This window comes from Cryobacterium sp. TMT1-2-1, assembly GCF_004403955.1.
GTDB classification, from domain to species: Bacteria; Actinomycetota; Actinomycetes; order Actinomycetales; family Microbacteriaceae; genus Cryobacterium; species Cryobacterium psychrotolerans.
Genome location: NZ_SOHC01000046.1, coordinates 48236 through 64092 on the forward strand (window position 1 = coordinate 48236; position 15857 = coordinate 64092).

The 15857-nt window shown below is 66.7% G+C and carries 14 protein-coding genes; 4 read left to right on the forward strand and 10 right to left on the reverse strand.

All coding sequences use genetic code 11. The features are described from left to right. Positions 1-244: 244 nt before the first annotated feature. The 3 genes from E3T33_RS08460 to E3T33_RS08470 all read right to left on the reverse strand — a co-directional run bounded on the left by E3T33_RS08460 (position 245) and on the right by E3T33_RS08470 (position 3078). On the reverse strand, positions 245-805 hold the full coding sequence (locus tag E3T33_RS08460; protein WP_166784446.1) for a M23 family metallopeptidase: 561 nt from the start codon (positions 803-805) through the stop codon (positions 245-247). A gap of 540 nt (positions 806-1345) precedes the next feature. Beyond that, the gene (locus E3T33_RS08465; protein WP_134575130.1) at positions 1346-2821 is read right to left on the reverse strand and encodes a multicopper oxidase family protein; all 1476 of its coding nucleotides are present in this window, start codon (positions 2819-2821) and stop codon (positions 1346-1348) included. Next, positions 2821-3078, reverse strand: a complete 258-nt coding sequence (locus tag E3T33_RS08470) for an SHOCT domain-containing protein (RefSeq protein WP_092323700.1) — start codon at positions 3076-3078, stop codon at positions 2821-2823. The genes E3T33_RS08465 and E3T33_RS08470 overlap by 1 nt, the downstream gene beginning before the upstream one ends. Before the next feature lie 327 nt (positions 3079-3405). Between E3T33_RS08470 and E3T33_RS08475 the strand changes: the two genes are divergently transcribed. The 4 genes from E3T33_RS08475 (at position 3406) to E3T33_RS08485 (ending at position 8637) form a co-directional block, all read left to right on the forward strand. Further along, positions 3406-4569: a phenylacetate--CoA ligase family protein gene (locus E3T33_RS08475; RefSeq protein WP_241982882.1), complete on the forward strand. Its 1164-nt coding sequence runs from the start codon at positions 3406-3408 to the stop codon at positions 4567-4569. Between the two features lie 57 nt (positions 4570-4626). Further along, complete coding sequence (locus E3T33_RS15665; RefSeq protein ID WP_256332739.1) at positions 4627-4761, forward strand: hypothetical protein; 135 nt, start codon at positions 4627-4629, stop codon at positions 4759-4761. 630 nt (positions 4762-5391) lie between these two features. Beyond that, on the forward strand, positions 5392-7896 hold the full coding sequence (locus E3T33_RS08480; protein WP_174843277.1) for a heavy metal translocating P-type ATPase: 2505 nt from the start codon (positions 5392-5394) through the stop codon (positions 7894-7896). 252 nt (positions 7897-8148) lie between these two features. Continuing rightward, positions 8149-8637 carry a hypothetical protein gene (locus E3T33_RS08485; protein ID WP_134575132.1) on the forward strand — a complete coding sequence of 163 codons (489 nt, stop codon included), beginning with the start codon at positions 8149-8151 and terminating at the stop codon, positions 8635-8637. Positions 8638-8841: 204 nt separating this feature from the next. On the opposite strand, the gene E3T33_RS08490 is transcribed toward E3T33_RS08485, so the two are convergent. From E3T33_RS08490 to E3T33_RS08520, 7 genes are all read right to left on the reverse strand, one after another. Continuing rightward, positions 8842-9699 carry a hypothetical protein gene (locus tag E3T33_RS08490; protein ID WP_092323703.1) on the reverse strand — a complete coding sequence of 286 codons (858 nt, stop codon included), beginning with the start codon at positions 9697-9699 and terminating at the stop codon, positions 8842-8844. A gap of 102 nt (positions 9700-9801) precedes the next feature. Next, the gene (locus E3T33_RS08495; protein WP_134575133.1) at positions 9802-11082 is read right to left on the reverse strand and encodes a M23 family metallopeptidase; all 1281 of its coding nucleotides are present in this window, start codon (positions 11080-11082) and stop codon (positions 9802-9804) included. Then, complete coding sequence (locus tag E3T33_RS08500) at positions 11079-11522, reverse strand: M23 family metallopeptidase (RefSeq protein WP_134575134.1); 444 nt, start codon at positions 11520-11522, stop codon at positions 11079-11081. The genes E3T33_RS08495 and E3T33_RS08500 overlap by 4 nt, the downstream gene beginning before the upstream one ends. Before the next feature lie 434 nt (positions 11523-11956). After that, positions 11957-12547, reverse strand: coding sequence for a DUF305 domain-containing protein (locus E3T33_RS08505; RefSeq protein WP_134575135.1), 591 nt, complete (start codon positions 12545-12547; stop codon positions 11957-11959). Positions 12548-12641: 94 nt separating this feature from the next. After that, a complete protein-coding gene (locus E3T33_RS08510) occupies positions 12642-13127 on the reverse strand; it encodes a hypothetical protein (RefSeq protein WP_092323709.1) in 486 nt (161 codons plus the stop codon). A 92-nt stretch (positions 13128-13219) separates the two neighbouring features. Then, on the reverse strand, positions 13220-15508 hold the full coding sequence (locus E3T33_RS08515) for a heavy metal translocating P-type ATPase (protein ID WP_134575136.1): 2289 nt from the start codon (positions 15506-15508) through the stop codon (positions 13220-13222). Further along, the gene (locus tag E3T33_RS08520; protein WP_092325113.1) at positions 15505-15831 is read right to left on the reverse strand and encodes a heavy metal-associated domain-containing protein; all 327 of its coding nucleotides are present in this window, start codon (positions 15829-15831) and stop codon (positions 15505-15507) included. Before E3T33_RS08520 ends, E3T33_RS08515 begins: the two co-directional genes overlap by 4 nt. Positions 15832-15857: the final 26 nt, after the last annotated feature.

The following is a 15857-nucleotide window of genomic DNA, read 5'->3' on the forward strand; positions in this document are numbered from 1 at the left end:
CCGTGCCGGAAAATAGCCTCACGAATCGCTTGCCCGATCGGCGGGTAGAGCGAGAAATCTCAGCCGACATCGAGCTGCACGATATGCCCTGTGGGCGGAGTCAACTGGTGACTCAGGTCGGTCGCCTTCGAGCCCGTCGGGCGGGAAGTCCTGCCCCGCCAACTCGCCGTCTGCCTCATGCGTCCAGCCTAATGCGCGACTACTTCGACCGTTGACGAGGTCGTTCGCCTCGTGGCGATTACTCTTAGCCGAGCCTGATGCCCCACGAGCTCATGAACGACACCGGATCAACTTGGGCTCCGCCAACACGGGTTTCGAAGTGCACGTGACAACCCGACGACGCGCCGGTCGATCCGACGAGGGCGACCGTGGCGCCAGCGGCAACTCGCTGGCCCTTGGTCACAACGTTCTGGCTGTTGTGGGCGTAACCGGTCTGGATTCCGTTGCCGTGATCGATCAGGACCCAGTTGCCGTAACTGCCCTGATATCCGGCCTCGATGACGGTTCCCGCTTGTGCCGCGCGCACGGGCTGGCCACAGGGCGCGGCGATGTCGGCGCCCTTGTGGAATGAGCTGACACCGGCGACCGGCGCGTTGGGGCGCGGGCCGAAGGCAGAGCTGATCCGGCCTGCTACCGGCAGCAACCAGCCTTGGCCGGTTCCGACGGCGACGCTGGCGGCTTGGACTTGCGCGGCGGGCTTGGGTTTGGGCTTCGGTTTTGGAGCCGCGGCAGAGGTGTAGTCGTCTCGCTGGACTGTGATCGTTGCAGCCGGACTGACCTGCAGGCTCTGCGCCGGCCTGGACATCGGTACGTTCTGCCCTGGTCCGGAAGGCGGGTCGGGTGCGACCGCGTATGCCGGTACGGAACCACTGACGGCGAGGAGGGCAACGAAAACCATAGCGACCGGCCCGATCATGTGGCGCCGCATCGACGTCCTCACCCTGCCCTCGGCTGGAAGCGATGCATCGCGGGGCTCGTCAATTGGTGACGCCCCGTTGGCGCGGCTATTCAAGGGCGCCTCTCGGCGCAGGGCAAAGCGGACACAGCTTGATGGGACGCATGATTCAACTCTCGTTATCGCGGCGGAGCGCGCGGGGCGGTAGGACACTCGAGCGGGGGCGTTCCAGCCGGGACCAGGTCCGGGGAAACGGCACTCACAAGTGAGTAAGGAGCCCTAAATTGCGACAAGGAGGTCATCATGACGCCAAGTGCATAAGCACCGAGGCTACGTCCTTAGCCTGAGTGAACGGTGTTTAAGCCGACATTTGCTCAAGTTTCTTGCGACCGTGTTGCTGATCGGCTCGATACTGGCGTTCGGATCGAATTGGATCTCACGACACCAGCTCTAGCGCACCTCGATGACGCCCATCATGCCGTTGTCCTCGTGGTCGAGGATGTGGCAGTGGTAGACGGAGCGTCCGGCGAAGTCGTCGAAGGCGATCCGCACCCGGATCTGGCCGCGCGCCGGCACGTTGACAACGTCCTGCCAGATCGCGGTGTCGGGGGCGCGACCATCGGACTCCACGATCTGCATCGGCCACACGTGCAGGTGCACCGGGTGATCCATCGGACTGGTGTTTCTCAGGGACCATTCCTCGACGCTGCCCGCTTCGACCGTGGTGTCCACCCGGTCCCCGTCGAATTCCCGGCCGTTAATGGTGAAGCTCATCATGCCGCCACCCCCGCCCATCATTCCGTCCATTCCCATGGCAAAGGTGAGTTCGCGGCGGGCCGTGACGGCTCTGCCACGGAGGTCCCGGGGCGCCGGCTGGGCCGGCACCGTTGGCGGCGCTGCGACCTCCTCGCCAGCCACGGTCAGGGTCGCCAGCGAGACGCGACCGGTCGACGTGCCGGAGCGCGGCCGTTCGCCTCCGCCCATCATCCCCCCGGGGCCGCCCCGGTCGTATGGCAGCGTCTCGAGCACCGCCGTGCCGTCGGCCATCGTGACCAGCAGGTCCGCCCGATTGCCGGGCGCGAGAACGATCTCGTCCACGGTTTCGGGGGCGCCGAACCGGCCCGAGTCAATGCCGAGCAGCTGCATCCGCTGCCCGTCGAGCCGAAGCCGCAGGTACCGGGACACGCAGGCGTTGACAATTCTCCACCGTTCACGTTCAGCGGGGCGGGCGCTCATCCGAGGGTTCACCTGGCCGTTGACGAGCACGAGTTCGCCTTCCCGGCCCAGCATCTGCTCCATCTGTGAGACGGCCGGGATGCGCCCCAGCCCGTCCAGGGTGATGTCCGAGATCACGAGCACCCGTTCCCGGGCCGCCTCAATCGGTTCGGGATCATCGACGATGATCGCCCCGTAAAGGCCGCCGAAGATCTGATCGGCGACGAAACCGTGGTGGTGGGGGTGGTACCAGTACAAGCCTGGCGGATGGTTCGCCGGCAGCTGGTACTCGTAGTCGAAGGATTCGCCCGGCTCGATCATCACGAACGGATTGTCGCCGTTGCCCTCGGGCGAGACATGCAGGCCGTGCACGTGCAGGTTCGTGGGGTCGTCAAGACCGTTGTGCAAGGCCACCCCAAGCCGGTCCCCCGCCTTAAGTCGAAGGGTTGGTCCTGGAATACCGCCATTGAAGCTCAGGGCACTGGCGCTGCGCCCGCCGATCTGCACCGTGCCGAGGGCCGCGTCCAAGCGAAGCTGCAACCGGCCGTTCGCGCTGCGCAGTTCTGATGGCTCCGCGAGTTCTTCTCCCGGCTGCGGCTGCGCGGCATCTGCCAATGACGACGTCCACAGCAGACCCGCGCCACCAACCACTGTGCCCGCCAGCCCCAGACCGCCGAGCGTCAAAGCGCCGCGGCGGCTGATCGGTTCCACTAGGGGTTCTCGCCGAGCACCTGGACCTGTTCCCGGTACTGCTCGGCCGTCAGCTCGCCTTTGGCGTATCGTTCGTCGAGAATCTGACGAGCCCGGCTCGGGCCAGGTGTCGGACCAGTTGCGCCAGGACCTCCGCTACGACTGCTGCCTCCGCTGAACACGCGCACAGCAAGCACGACAAGCAGCACTATCCCGACCAGCATCAGCAGCCCAAACAGCCACGTCCAGCCCATATTCCCGCCGTATCCCCACATCATGGCTAACTCCTCTATCCGCTGGCACGTTGCACTTGTTACGCCCCATGGTACCCCTGGAGGGTATCCGTGTATAGGGATATGATGAGGCCGGATCAGGCCACACCGTTTCGTTTGCGACAGGGATTCCGCATGGATATTCGCCTCTTGTCAAAGCTTTTGTACCTCCGTGCACGCTGGAAGGGCCGGGATCACTGGACTACCCGCCAGATCGAGGCACATCAGGCACGGCCTTTGCGGGATCTTCGCCGGGCGGCATACGCCGGCTCCGAGTTCTATCGACAGCACCACGCTGGTTTGTTTGACGCGCCGTTGTCCCAACTGCCTCCGGTGACGAAGGCAGACCTGATGGGCCACTTCGACCAGGCCGTGACCGACCCCGGGCTGCGGCTAGCGGATGTGGAAGGGCATCTGCGGAACCTGGTGTCGAGCGGCGCGGACCCCGGGCGCCCCTGGCGGGGTCGCTGGTGGGCAGCGGCCACGGCGGGCACGACCGGGCGGCGAGGCATCTTTATCTGGAATCGGCGCGAATGGGCCACGGTGCTCGCCTCGTACGCCCGGGCCAACGACTGGGCCGGAGTGCCGGCCGGATTGACTCATCCGCTGCGGGTCGCTGTGGTGAGTTCCCGCACGCCGACGCATCAGTCGGCGGTGGTCGGGGCCTCCTTGCGATCCCGGCTGGTGCCGACGCTCCGATTGGACGCCACAAGTCCAGTGGTCGAGATTGTCGCCGAGCTCAATGCCTTCGAGCCTCGGCTCCTTGTCGGGTACGCGTCGGCCCTCAAGCCTCTGGCTGCCGAGCAGCGCGCGGGCCGCTTGCGTATTTCGCCGCAGTCGGTAGTGTCTGCGTCTGAGGTGCTGAGCGAGCATGCTGCCGCCGAAATGCGGGCAGCGTGGGGGTCGGCGCCCTTTGACGTCTATGCCGCTACCGAGACGGCAGGCATCGCGTCGCCATGTGTGTTCCACAACAGCCACATATACGAGGATCTGGTGATTGTCGAACCGGTGGACCAGGCCGGCCTGCCGGTTCCGGCCGGGACGATCGGCGCCAGGATCCTGGTCACCGTCTTGTTCTCCCGAACCCTGCCGCTGATCCGGTATGAGATGTCCGACAGCGTCGGTATCGGCGGTCGGGGTTGCCCGTGCGGTCGTTCATTCGCCCTCCTGGCCGGAATTGAGGGACGAATTGAGGACGTGCTGATGCTGCCCGGGAACACAGCCGAGGTGAGCATCCACCCCAACGTCTTCCACAACGTCCTGGACGACGCAACGATCGCGGGATGGCAGGTCATCCAGGAGCCGGCATCCCTGCGAGTCCTGCTCGCCGGCCTGGCCGCGTCGGCATCGGTGGAGCAGGTTCGCGCCGACGTGGAGGCGGCCCTGGAATCAGCGGGAGTCGTCGGAACCGACCTCGACGTGCGAGTGGTCGACGCCGTCGAGCGCACCGCCCTCGGGAAGGCGCCGCTTGTGCGAGGGTTGCGGAAACGGCCATGAACAACCTGCATGTACTGAGTGGTCGAGAGGACCCGTCATGTCCACCATTGCCATGAATTGCTTCGACGAACGATGGTCGTCGACGTCAAGGATCCGGAGGTCGACATGTATGTCGTACTCAAGGAGCTGGGCGGCCAGGACGCGACGCGCCACCACCTCTCGATCGTCAACCACGCGGTGAAGCGCTCATGATCGGCCGGATTGCCCATTCGTCGATATGCTCGGACCAGCGACCCAGAGAAGCAGACGCAACGCCGTTTGGAGGTGCGACGCAGTGATCGACACGCGACGCTCGAGCCAGCTTGCGAGGACGCCCGCGGCGGTCTCAGCGGCCGTGATCCTGGTCGCCGTTATCTCACTCTTTCTCGGTCTGCATACGCTGCACGTTCAGGGCGATGATGCGCCAGGAACATCCCTCACAAGCCCCTCGGCCGGGCCGCTGGCCTTGGAGTCGCTCGCCAGCGTCGCCGGTGAGACCCGGCAGACATCTTGCCCGGATTGCCAGAGCCACTGCCCAGACGGTGAATCGACTGCTTCGTGTGCGCCTGCCAGCACGCCTGTGCTCATGACGCCTTCCCTCCCTCGGCAGAACGAACCGAATGACCTGGGTCGTATCGATGACTCTGCGGGCGAGGCTCGCCCGGTGTTCGCGTCGCAAAAAACGCACCCGGTTTCGCTCGTTGAGCTGTCCGTCAGCCGCGTCTAAAATCCTGCCACCAGCCCGGGCGCAAGCATCGGATCCGGGTTCCAGACCGGTTTAGGGTTCGGCGTGGGCGCGCGTCGAATGCCGACGGCATCGCATTCCAGAGAGGAACAGTTCGCATGAGTCAGCAAATTGAAACCGCAGTCATCGAGGTGAAAGGCGTCAACTGGGCCTCGTCCAAGGCCGTCGCCGAATCCGTGCTCTCCCGCCGACCGGGGGTGCTGAGCGTGGAGGCAAATCCGGTTGCGCAGACCGCCACGGTCGCCTTTGACCCAGCGTTGACATCAATTGCAGACCTCGCGCGCTGGGTTCGGGACTGCGGTTATCACTGCTCTGGTCGCTCCGTCCCGAACCACATTTGCGACCCCATGGCGGCCGGCAGCTTGCACACATCGCACGACGGACACGCGAGCGGCACGCACGTGTCGCACGAGGGACACGCTGGACAGGCTGGACAGGCCACGACAGCCGCTGTCGAGGAGCCGGTCCCCGCCCATCCCGATCACGCCGGCCACGCCGGCCACGCCGGCCACGCCCAACCTGTCACCAGAACCGCGCAGGAGGCCATGGGCCACGGCGGCCACGGCGAAATGTCCATGGACTCCATGATCCGCGACATGCGCAACCGGTTCATCGTCGCGGCAGCCCTGTCCGTGCCGATCACGCTGTGGTCCCCGATCGGACGTGAAGTCCTTGGATTCACCGTGCCGGCCCCGTTCGGCCTCCGGGACGACATCTTCGCGCTGCTCCTCTCCCTCCCGGTCATCTTCTACTCCGCCTGGATATTCTTCGACGGGGCCGTCCGGGCGCTGAGGGCGCGGACGCTGGACATGATGGTGCTCGTGGCCGTCGGTGTCGGGGCCGGGTGGCTGTACAGCCTGGTCGTCACCCTGACCGGCGGCGGCGAGGTGTTCTACGAAGCCGCCACCGTGCTGGCCAGCTTCGTGCTCCTCGGCCACTGGTTCGAGATGCGCGCCAGGGGCGGCGCCAACGACGCCATCCGCACCCTGCTGGAGCTCGCACCGCCGATGGCGCTGGTCATCCGCGACGGCGAACCGGTGGAAGTCCCCACGTCAGAGGTGATGCCCGGCGACCTGATGATGGTGCGGCCCGGGGCAAAGATCCCGACGGACGGCAAGGTCGAGGACGGAGAATCCGAGATCGACGAGTCCATGGTCACCGGGGAGAGCCTGCCGGTCGCCAAGGCGCCTGGCTCCGACGTGATCGGCGCCACGGTGAACACGACCGGCACGCTTCGCGTTCGTGCCACCAAAGTCGGCGCGGACACCGCGCTGGCCCAAATTGTGGCACTCGTCCAGGAGGCGCAAAACTCCAAAGCCCCGGGGCAGCGCCTGGCCGACCGAGCCGCGTTCTGGCTCGTGCTCGTCGCGCTGATCGGTGGCAGTGCCACCTTCGCGGCGTGGCTACTGGCCGGTGCAACCGTCCAGACGGCAATCCTCTTCGCCATCACGGTCGTCGTCATCACCTGCCCGGATGCCCTCGGTCTGGCCACCCCGACGGCCATCATGGTCGGCACCGGCCTCGGCGCGAAACGGGGCGTCCTGTTCAAGAACGCCACCGCGCTGGAGACCGCGGCACGGATCGATGCCGTCGTGATGGACAAAACCGGAACCCTGACCCAGGGCAAGCCGGAAGTGACCGACTTCATAGCGCTTCGAATCGACGAGGACGAACTGCTGTCCCTCGTCGCCGCCGTGGAACGGGAGTCGGAGCATCCGCTCGCCGCTGCGGTCGTCACCTACGCCGAAACCAGGGGCGTCCCCTCACTTTCCGCAGCTGACTTCCGCAACGTTCCCGGCCATGGGGCCGGTGCCACAGTGGCGGGCCGCCAGGTGTTTGTCGGCAATCGCAAGCTCATGCTCGCCCAGGGCATCGACATCGGCCCGGTGGCCGCGCAACGCGAAGAGCTCGCTGCCACTGGGCGCACGGCAGTCCTGGTCGCCGTGGACGGTCAAGCGGCCGGCGTCATCGCCCTGGCCGACGCCGTCCGTGAGACCGCCGCCGCGGCCGTTGCGGCCCTGCACGACGCGGGCATCGAGGTCGTCATGCTCACCGGGGACAATGAAGCAACCGCGCAGCGGATCGCGTCCCTGCTGAAGATCGACACAGTCATCGCGGAAGTACTGCCCGAAGACAAATCCGCGAAAATCGCCGAACTGCAGGCGGCCGGAAAGCGCGTCGCCATGGTCGGCGACGGCGTCAACGATGCCCCGGCGCTGGCCCAGGCCGACCTCGGCATCGCCATCGGCGCCGGCACGGATGTCGCCATCGAGACGGCAGACGTGGTGCTGATGCGCTCCGACCCGCTCGATGTCCCGGTGGCCCTGCGCATCGGGAAGGGAACCCTGCGCAAGATGCGGCAGAACCTCGGCTGGGCGATCGGCTACAACGTGATCGCGCTGCCGATCGCCGCCGGCGTCTTCTACCCGTCGCTGGGCCTCATGCTCAGCCCCGAAATCGCCGCCATCTCGATGTCCGGCTCGAGTGTCATCGTCGCCGTCAACGCGCTGCTCCTGAAACGGCTCTCCCTGCCCCTACCGAGCGAGCCGGTCGACGATACGAAGGTCGTCGAATCGGCACCGGCGCCGAGTGGCGCGCGTTAGAAGCCGGGAGCCTTGCCGGAGACCTGGATTTCTCGAGCTTCCCTTCGAGCAGCGGGTTCCGCACCGCGCGTGACGGGGGGGTCCTCTCCCTATTGATTGTCCGAAGACGATACAGAGACTTGGAGGCACAGTGTTGTCGTCTACTGTGTTGACCTCCAACGCCTCGCGCGTGGTCGCACTCGACATTGCGCGGGGACTCACGATCTTAGGGATGTTCGTCGCGTCGTCGGCATCGTACTTCGTGGGCTCATCGTGCTGCGGTGGACCCTCGGACTCGGCGCCGCAGTCCTGCTGGTGGGGGCACCTATGCTCGCGGCCGCCCTCAATGGAGCCGGACCCACGATGCAACCGCTGGCCGCCCTCGTGCGGGGCTACTTCCTCACCGGCGACTACCCGGCGCTGATTTTCCTGCCGTTTCTGCTCGTCGGCCTCATCGCGGACCGTTCCGACCTCGGCCGCGCAAAGACCCAGTTCTGGATGATCGCCGGCGGCGTGCTCGCGGCGGTGCTGGGCTACGGCGCGGCTTACGTTCTACCCGGACTGACCGCCCGGGCACATTCGGGTTCCACTGCCGAAATCCTGGGGTCTGGGGGTTTCGCGCTCGCGGTCATCGTTCTCGGCAAGGGACCGCTCGAACGCGGGCTCGCGTTCGCAACCAGAGAGCCAGTGTCTCGGGCGAAGGCTCGCGCTCGTGCAAGGTCTCACGACGCGGCACCGGAGCCGAAGATCCAAAACCGATGAGGGCCTGGAATGGCAGCAAGACCTTGTCGGGACGGTCCAGGGCGCGATGTTGAGGATGAGTCCCGGTCAAGAATCGGGTTGGCGTTCAGCTTCATGTCACCTCCACTACGATTTCCCCGTTGGACGAGATCGCGCTCAACGCACCCCCGCCCAGCTGGCACAACGACGGCGGCCGCTGCGGAGGCCCCGCGTTCGCGCGTCTACCTAGGTCAGTGGCTTCCACGCCCGGCCCCGATCGGTACTCGCGTAAACGGCAGCGTTGCTGCCGCTGAGCGCTGCGGCGTAGAGCGTCTTGCCGTCCGAGGAGAACGTGGCCGCGGACGTGCCCTCTGGCACGGCCAGGATGGTCCAGGTCTGGCCGCCGTCTCCGCTCATCGCGCTGCCGGCCATGCCGACGGCCACCAGGGTCCGGCTGTCGGTCGGGTCCCAGGCCGCCGACATCGCGCCGCTGGGACCGCCCAGCGCCGTCCAGGTGATGCCGCCGTCGGCGCTAGTGACGAGGCCGGTGGACATATCCGGTGCGATCAATCTGCGTGGGTCATGTGGATCGACCAGGATGATGCCCATGAACGTCCGTCCCGCCTGGGCGTTGCGGGTCGTCCAGGTCGTCCCGCCGTCGCCACTGGCGAGCAGCCCGCGCTCGGGCGTGCCGGCGTACACGGTGTCTCCGGCCCCGCCCAGGGCGTGGACGTCACCGAGGTCGCCCTGACCTGTGACGCGAGAAAAGGTGTTGCCATCGGAGGAACGGTAAAGGCCCGGATGTCCGCCGATGAGCGTTTCCCCGCCGGCCGCGGCGGCCCCCATGGGATCGGCACCGTCCAGCGACGGGAGCTGTGTCCACGTCGCGCCGCCGTCGGCGGAGACGGCCCCGCCGTCGTGCCCTCCAACGTATAACCGGTCCTGAAGCACGGTCAACACGTGGAGATCACCGCCGACGTACGGCCCGACGGTGCCCGTTGATTGCTCCCGGGGCACGCCACCGCCGATGGCCGCTATCCAGCCGCCGGCGATGACAGCGCCGATAACGACCGCGACGACCGTTATCCAGATTCGTGCGCGCATGAGCGCCTCCTTCTCTTTCTCGAAGAGAGCGACGTCGAACGCGGCCCAGCCGCGACCGCAAGTGCTCCCGCTGCGGTCGGCTCCGTGGGCACCAGTCTGCCGCTAACCAAGGCGGATTCCCCGTGCGCTCATAAAGCGTTCTGGGTCGATGCGGGCTCCGTCGACACGGGTTTCAAAGTGCACATGGCACCCGCTTGACGCTCCGGTCGTCCCGACCAACGCGATCGCCGCGCCGGCATCCACGGATTGACCCGGTTTGACCAGCACCCTGCTGTTGTGCGCGTAACCGGTTTGGACGCCGTTACCGTGGTCGATGAGAACCCAGTTTCCGTAGGAACCGAGGTCACCAGCGTAGACAACGGTTCCCGCCGTTGCGGCGAATACCCCCCTGCCACACCCGGCGGCAATGTCCGTCCCGTAGTGGAACGCGCCGACACCGGCAACAGGCCTGCTGGGGCGCGGCCCGAAGCGACTACTGATCCATCCGGAAACGGGCAGCGCCCAGCCCTGGCCGCTGAGCTGACCCGAGTCACGTGACCCTCCACCCCCAGTCGCTGCTGCCGCCGCCGCTGCTGCTGCTGCCGCTGCTGCTGCTGCTGCTGCACGGCGTACCGTCTCGCCTTTCGCGAAGTCGGCTTCTGTGGCGGCACGTCCCTCTTTCAGGACCGCGAGTTGCGCCTGCATGGTGCCGGCGTATTGCTGCTGTTCGGCGAGCATTCGTTGCACTGCGGAGCTCGCCTCGACGGCCCTGGTCAATGCCGACTGTGCCTCTGCGGCCAGGGCGCCGAGTGCTTTCTTCGCCACCTTGGCCTGATTTGTCAACGCGGTCGCGGAATTCCTGACCGACGCTGCTTGCGCATAGACAAGGCTCGTGCGCTCGGTGAGTTTGCTCAGTGAACCCAACCGGGAGAACAGGCCTTCCGAGTCGCTGCCATTCAGGAACAATGTCATCGAGAGGTCCGTGCCACCGGATCGAGAGAGCATGGACGCCAGTCTTCCTGCCTGCTTCCGAGAGGCATCCGCGCGCTTGGCGGCTTCGTCGGCCTGCGCCTGCAGAATAGTTGCGCGGTAGGTGGCCTCGTCAAACAACCCCTGGGCGCGCTCATATTCGGCGCCCCGCCGCGTGGCAATGCCCTTCGCGGTCTCGAAGTCTGTCTTCAGTCCCGCGATCAGGGTGGTCAGCTTGTCTATTTGGGTGCGCTTCGAGGCTTCACTGGCCCTAGCGTTTTCGACGTCCGCCCAGGAGGGGTACTCGGTGGCCCGTGCGGGTTGTATGACGCCAGCAGCTGCGACGAGCGAGAGTATGACGACAACGCCCCACGCTCCCCGCCAGGAAACACGCTGACCTCCAGAACCACCGGCCCCATGCGAATTGGCGATCACAGCGGGCCCACCCTCGTGGTGAGCCACGCGAACGGGTCCGTCGGTGTCACGCCATCGAGCAGGATCTCGAAATGCAGGTGAGGACCGGTACTCTGACCGGTGTTGCCAACGCTTCCGACCTGCTGCCCGACGACGACTGGCTGCCCCGGTCTCAGGGCGAGAGAGCCCTCCTGCATGTGGGCGTAGAGGCTGCTGACGAGCCGACCGTCAACCCTGTGGTCAATGATGGCGTACACGCCGAGCCCGCCCTGGTCCGTCGGCGACACTTCGCGCACCACACCGTCAGCGATCGCTTGGATGGGTGTGCCAACGCCGGGGTTCATATCGAGTCCCTTGTGGAAGCTGGAACAGCCTCCACACGGCGGCACCCGAGGCCCGAAGTAGGTCGAGATCGGGACACCCGTCAGGAACGGCCACTGGATCGGACCGAGATAGTTCATGTAGGTTCCGGCAGTCTGAGAGTACGCGAACGGCGCAGGCCGAGGCGCCGTGCCCACCTTGTATCCGTCGCGCTGAACCGTGACCGACGCCGCGGCGCTGACCGGAAGACTCTGCACGCCGGCTGCAACCGAATGGTGCGGTGGCCCGGCAACGGCGCCAGGATTAACGGCGAGGGCGGGCAGAGACACGCTGACCGTGAGGAGCGCGACGAAAGCAATTGCCGTCGACGCGAACGCTCGCTGCCGCAGGGGCTTCGTGGCCGCCCGCAACAGTTTGCGGCGTGTTTGCGGTTGATTTCGGCGTGTCCGCAGTCGATGTTTTCGAGCGCGCTCACGCTCCTCGGCCAGCCTCGTGTTTCGTCGCGATGGGCTTGGGGTCTCTGGTGTCGTGTTGATGACGTGCCTCGTATTCGAGATAAGCAATTCGAGGTCGATTACAGGGTTGCCAGGAGCTCCTTCATGTACTGGATCTCGGCGGACTGGCTGGTCACGATCGCCTGGGCCATGGCCTTGGCATCTGCGTTTTCGCCTGCGTCGAGTTCAGTCTGGGCCATTGCAATGGCCCCTTCGTGGTGCAGCGTCATCTGCTCGAGGAACACCTTGTTGGCTTCTGATCCAGATGCGTCCCGGAGAGCCATCATGTCGTCATCGGACATCATCCCGGTGCTTCCGTGGTCCATCCCGGACATGTCCTCGTCAGCCCCCCAAGCAGTGAGCCACGACTTCATCTGCTTGATTTCCGGATCCTGCGCCGCCTTTATCTGGGTGGCGAGGTCGACGACGCGCTGGTCGACACCGTCCTTGGCCAGAACGTCCTCACTCATCTCCACAGCTTGTTCGTGGTGGGGGATCATCATCTGGGCGAATGTCACGTCGGCCGCGTTCGCTGCGGATGCGCTCGGGGTATTGCTGGTGTCGGAGCTGCCGCCCCCGTTCGTGCCGGCCGTGCCGCCCGTGCAGGCGCTGAGGGTGAGGGCTGCAGCCAGTGCGGCGGCGGCGAGGATGTAGGTGCGTGTTTTGAGCATTGTTCTTCCATTCATTGTCAATCATTTACGAACCGGGAACCCGTTGGGCACGGCAAAGCGGCGCAGCCAGGTGCTGGCGCGCGAGCGGGTTCGTCTAAATGCGACTGATGGAAAGCAGGATGAGGCTGGGCCGGTGAACGTGAAGCGGGATCGTGCGGAACGAGCTGACAACGAAACCGCCGGCGTCAAGAAGTTGCCTGTACACCGAAGGCTGGCGAGTCAGACGAATGAGAGCCACGACAATGAGCAACACCGAGCAGGTCATCGCCAGGATGCCGCAACCGGCCATCAAGTCGTCCCCGAAGCTGAGCCATCCCCCATCGAAGCCGGAGGCGACGGCGACGACGGCATCAGCACCAGCGCTGGCCACCATTTCGTTCGCACCGGTGAGGTACTCAGCTGGCGCTGAGGCGCCCGGTGCAGCGACGGCCATCTCATGCTCTGCGCCGACGCCGGCACCGGAAGAATGAGCGGCGAACAAGCCGAGGAGCAGGGCAGCCGTGGCCAGAACCGACACGATCACGGAGCGGAAGACATGGCGTCGGGGACGTCCCGAGATCGGGGTGTCGTTCACAATCATGTCACCTCCAGTTCGAATCGGATTGGTTACGCACAGTTCGGGCCTCTCATACAGTACCCGATGGCCCGAGCGGCCGGCTGGGAGAACGGTGTCTAGCCGACCGGGGCGAGATCTCGGAGCTCACCCGAGGTCGCGTCGCGCACCGGCGTCGGCTCGGACAGCGGGCGGAATCCGCGGAGCCTGAGGCTGTTGCTCACCACGAAGACCGATGAGAGCCCCATGGCGGCGCCGGCGATCAGGGGGTTGAGCAGGCCGAGCATGGCCAGCGGGATCGCGGCGACGTTGTAGGCGAAGGCCCAGAACAGGTTGGCCTTGATGGTGGCCAGGGTGCGCCGGGACAGCCGGATGGCATCCGCGGCCGCCATCAGGTCGCTGCGAACGAGCGTCAGGTCGCTGGCCTCGATGGCGACATCGGTTCCGGTGCCCATCGCAATGCCGAGGTCGGCCGTGGCGAGGGCCACCGCATCGTTCACCCCGTCGCCGACCATGGCGACGACCCGACCCTCGCGTTGCAGGGCCCGGACGGCCTCGGCCTTCTCGGCCGGGAGCAGCTCGGCCCGCACGTCGGTGATGCCCACTTCCGCGGCCACGGCGCGCGCCGCGCGCTCGTTGTCACCGGTCAGCAGCACGGGGCGCAGGCCGAGGCGGCGGAAGGCGGCGATCGCGGCCGTGCTGCTCGCCTTGACCGTGTCGGACACGGCGAGGACGCCGCGCGCTTGCCCGTCCCAGGCGACGGCGACCACGGTCTGCCCGAGCGACTCGAAGGAGGTGAGCGCGTCCGTGAGTTCCACCGGGAGCGTGATGCTCCACTCGTCGGCGAGCCAGCGCGGGCGGCCGACGAGCACGAGGTGCCCGTCGACGACGGCCTGGACGCCGAGTCCGTCCGTGGAGGCGAATGAATCCACCGGCGGCAGCGGGCCCAAACGGTGCTGTGCGCCCGCGACAATTGCGGCGGCGATCGGGTGCTCGGAGCCGGTCTCGGCGGCACCGGCGAGACGCAGGAGCTCCTCCTCGGTCACGCCGACAGCGGGAATGGCGGCGACGAGGCCCATCCGGCCGGTGGTCACCGTGCCGGTCTTGTCGAGCACGATGGTGTCGACGCGGCGGGTGGACTCGAGGATTTGCGGCCCCTTGATCAGGATGCCCAGCTGGGCGCCGCGCCCGGTGCCGACGAGCAGGGCGGTCGGGGTGGCCAGCCCGAGGGCGCAGGGGCACGCGATGATGAGCGTCGCCACCGCCGCCGTGAAGGCCACGACCGGGCCGGCGCCGATGAGGAGCCATACGGCGAGGGTGGCCAGAGAGAGCACGATCACGATCGGGACGAAAATGGCCGACACTCGGTCGGCCAGGCGCTGCACGTCGGCCTTGCCGGCCTGCGCCGTCTCGACGAGACGGCCGATCTGGGCGAGTTCGGTGTCCGAGCCCACGCGGGTGGCACGCACGACGAGCCGGCCGCCGGAGTTGAGCGTGGCGCCGACAACAACGGCGCCGGGGCCGACCTCGACCGGAACGGCCTCGCCGGTGAGCATGCTCGCGTCGACGGCGGAGTTACCCTCGACGACCTCGCCGTCGGTGGCGATCTTCTCGCCGGGGCGCACGACGAACAGGTCGCCGACCATCAGCGAGGCGGTCGGGACCCGGGTTTCGACGCCGTCCCGGAGCAGCGTTGCTTCCTTCGCGCCCAGTTCGAGCAGCGCCTTGAGCGCCGCGCCGGAGCGTTTCTTGGCTCTGGCCTCGAAGTAGCGTCCGGCCAGGATGAAGACGGTGACCGCGGATGCGACCTCGAGGTAGATCTCGTCGGCCCCGGCCCCCGGCTCGGCCGTGAAGGAGAATTCCATCGTCATGCCGGCCATCCCGGCCATGCCGAAGAACAGCGCGTAGAGCGACCAGCCGAGCGAGGCGAGCACGCCGACGCTGATCAGGGTGTCCATGGTGGCCGCTCCGTGGCGGGCGTTGACCCAGGCCGCGCGGTGGAACGGCCAGGCACCCCAGACCGCGACGGGCGCGGCGAGGGTGAGGGCGAGCCACTGCCAGTTCGTGAACTGGAGCGCGGGGATCATCGACATCAGCGCGACGGGCGTGGCGAGCGCCGCGGAGACCAGCAGCCGGCGGCGCAGGCTGTTCACTTCCTCGTCCGGCTCGTCGGCGGCATCCGGCAGAGCGGGAGGGGCCGGCAGCTCGGCCGTGTAACCGGTCGCCTCGATGGTCGCGATGGCCTGCTCGACGGTCGTGCCGTCCGGCACGAAGACGGTGGCCTTCTCGGTCGCGTAGTTGACCGATGCCTCGACGCCCGGCATGCGGTTGAGTTTCTTTTCGATCCGCGCCGCACAGGACGCGCAGGTCATCCCGCCTACGACAAGTTCGACCTGCTGACCGCTCATCGGGCCGGGGTCACCAGCTCGTAGCCGGCCTCGTCGATCGCGGCCGCGACCGCGTCAGGGTCAAGCGCGCCAATGCTGGAGACGGTGACTTTGGAGACGCCGCCCGAGACGAGGGCGACCTCCACGTTCTTTGCGCCCTCGAGCTGGCTGAGTTCCTCGGTGACGCTCTTCACGCAGTGCCCGCAGGTCATTCCCGCCACCTCGAAGGTACTCGTCGTCAGTCCGACGTTGGTCGAGGCGGCACCCGCTGGTGCGTGAGCATGCGTTCCGCAGGCGCAGGACGCGTCGGTCAGGCCAAGGTCATTCTGGTTGGTCGTGCACATGAGCAGTCCCTTTCGATCAGTGTTAC

What these genes read in the sequence shown, in the direction of transcription:
- E3T33_RS08515 (WP_134575136.1), bottom strand. Translation starts at nt 15,508, where the DNA reads ATGAGCGGTCAGCAGGTCGAACTTGTCGTAGGCGGGATGACCTGCGCG.
- E3T33_RS08470 (WP_092323700.1), bottom strand. Translation starts at nt 3,078, where the DNA reads ATGATGTGGGGATACGGCGGGAATATGGGCTGGACGTGGCTGTTTGGG.
- E3T33_RS08460 (WP_166784446.1), bottom strand. Translation starts at nt 805, where the DNA reads ATGTCCAGGCCGGCGCAGAGCCTGCAGGTCAGTCCGGCTGCAACGATC.
- E3T33_RS08510 (WP_092323709.1), bottom strand. Translation starts at nt 13,127, where the DNA reads ATGATTGTGAACGACACCCCGATCTCGGGACGTCCCCGACGCCATGTC.
- E3T33_RS08505 (WP_134575135.1), bottom strand. Translation starts at nt 12,547, where the DNA reads ATGCTCAAAACACGCACCTACATCCTCGCCGCCGCCGCACTGGCTGCA.
- E3T33_RS08480 (WP_174843277.1), top strand. Translation starts at nt 5,392, where the DNA reads ATGAGTCAGCAAATTGAAACCGCAGTCATCGAGGTGAAAGGCGTCAAC.
- E3T33_RS08500 (WP_134575134.1), bottom strand. Translation starts at nt 11,522, where the DNA reads ATGAACTATCTCGGTCCGATCCAGTGGCCGTTCCTGACGGGTGTCCCG.
- E3T33_RS08520 (WP_092325113.1), bottom strand. Translation starts at nt 15,831, where the DNA reads ATGTGCACGACCAACCAGAATGACCTTGGCCTGACCGACGCGTCCTGC.
- E3T33_RS08490 (WP_092323703.1), bottom strand. Translation starts at nt 9,699, where the DNA reads ATGCGCGCACGAATCTGGATAACGGTCGTCGCGGTCGTTATCGGCGCT.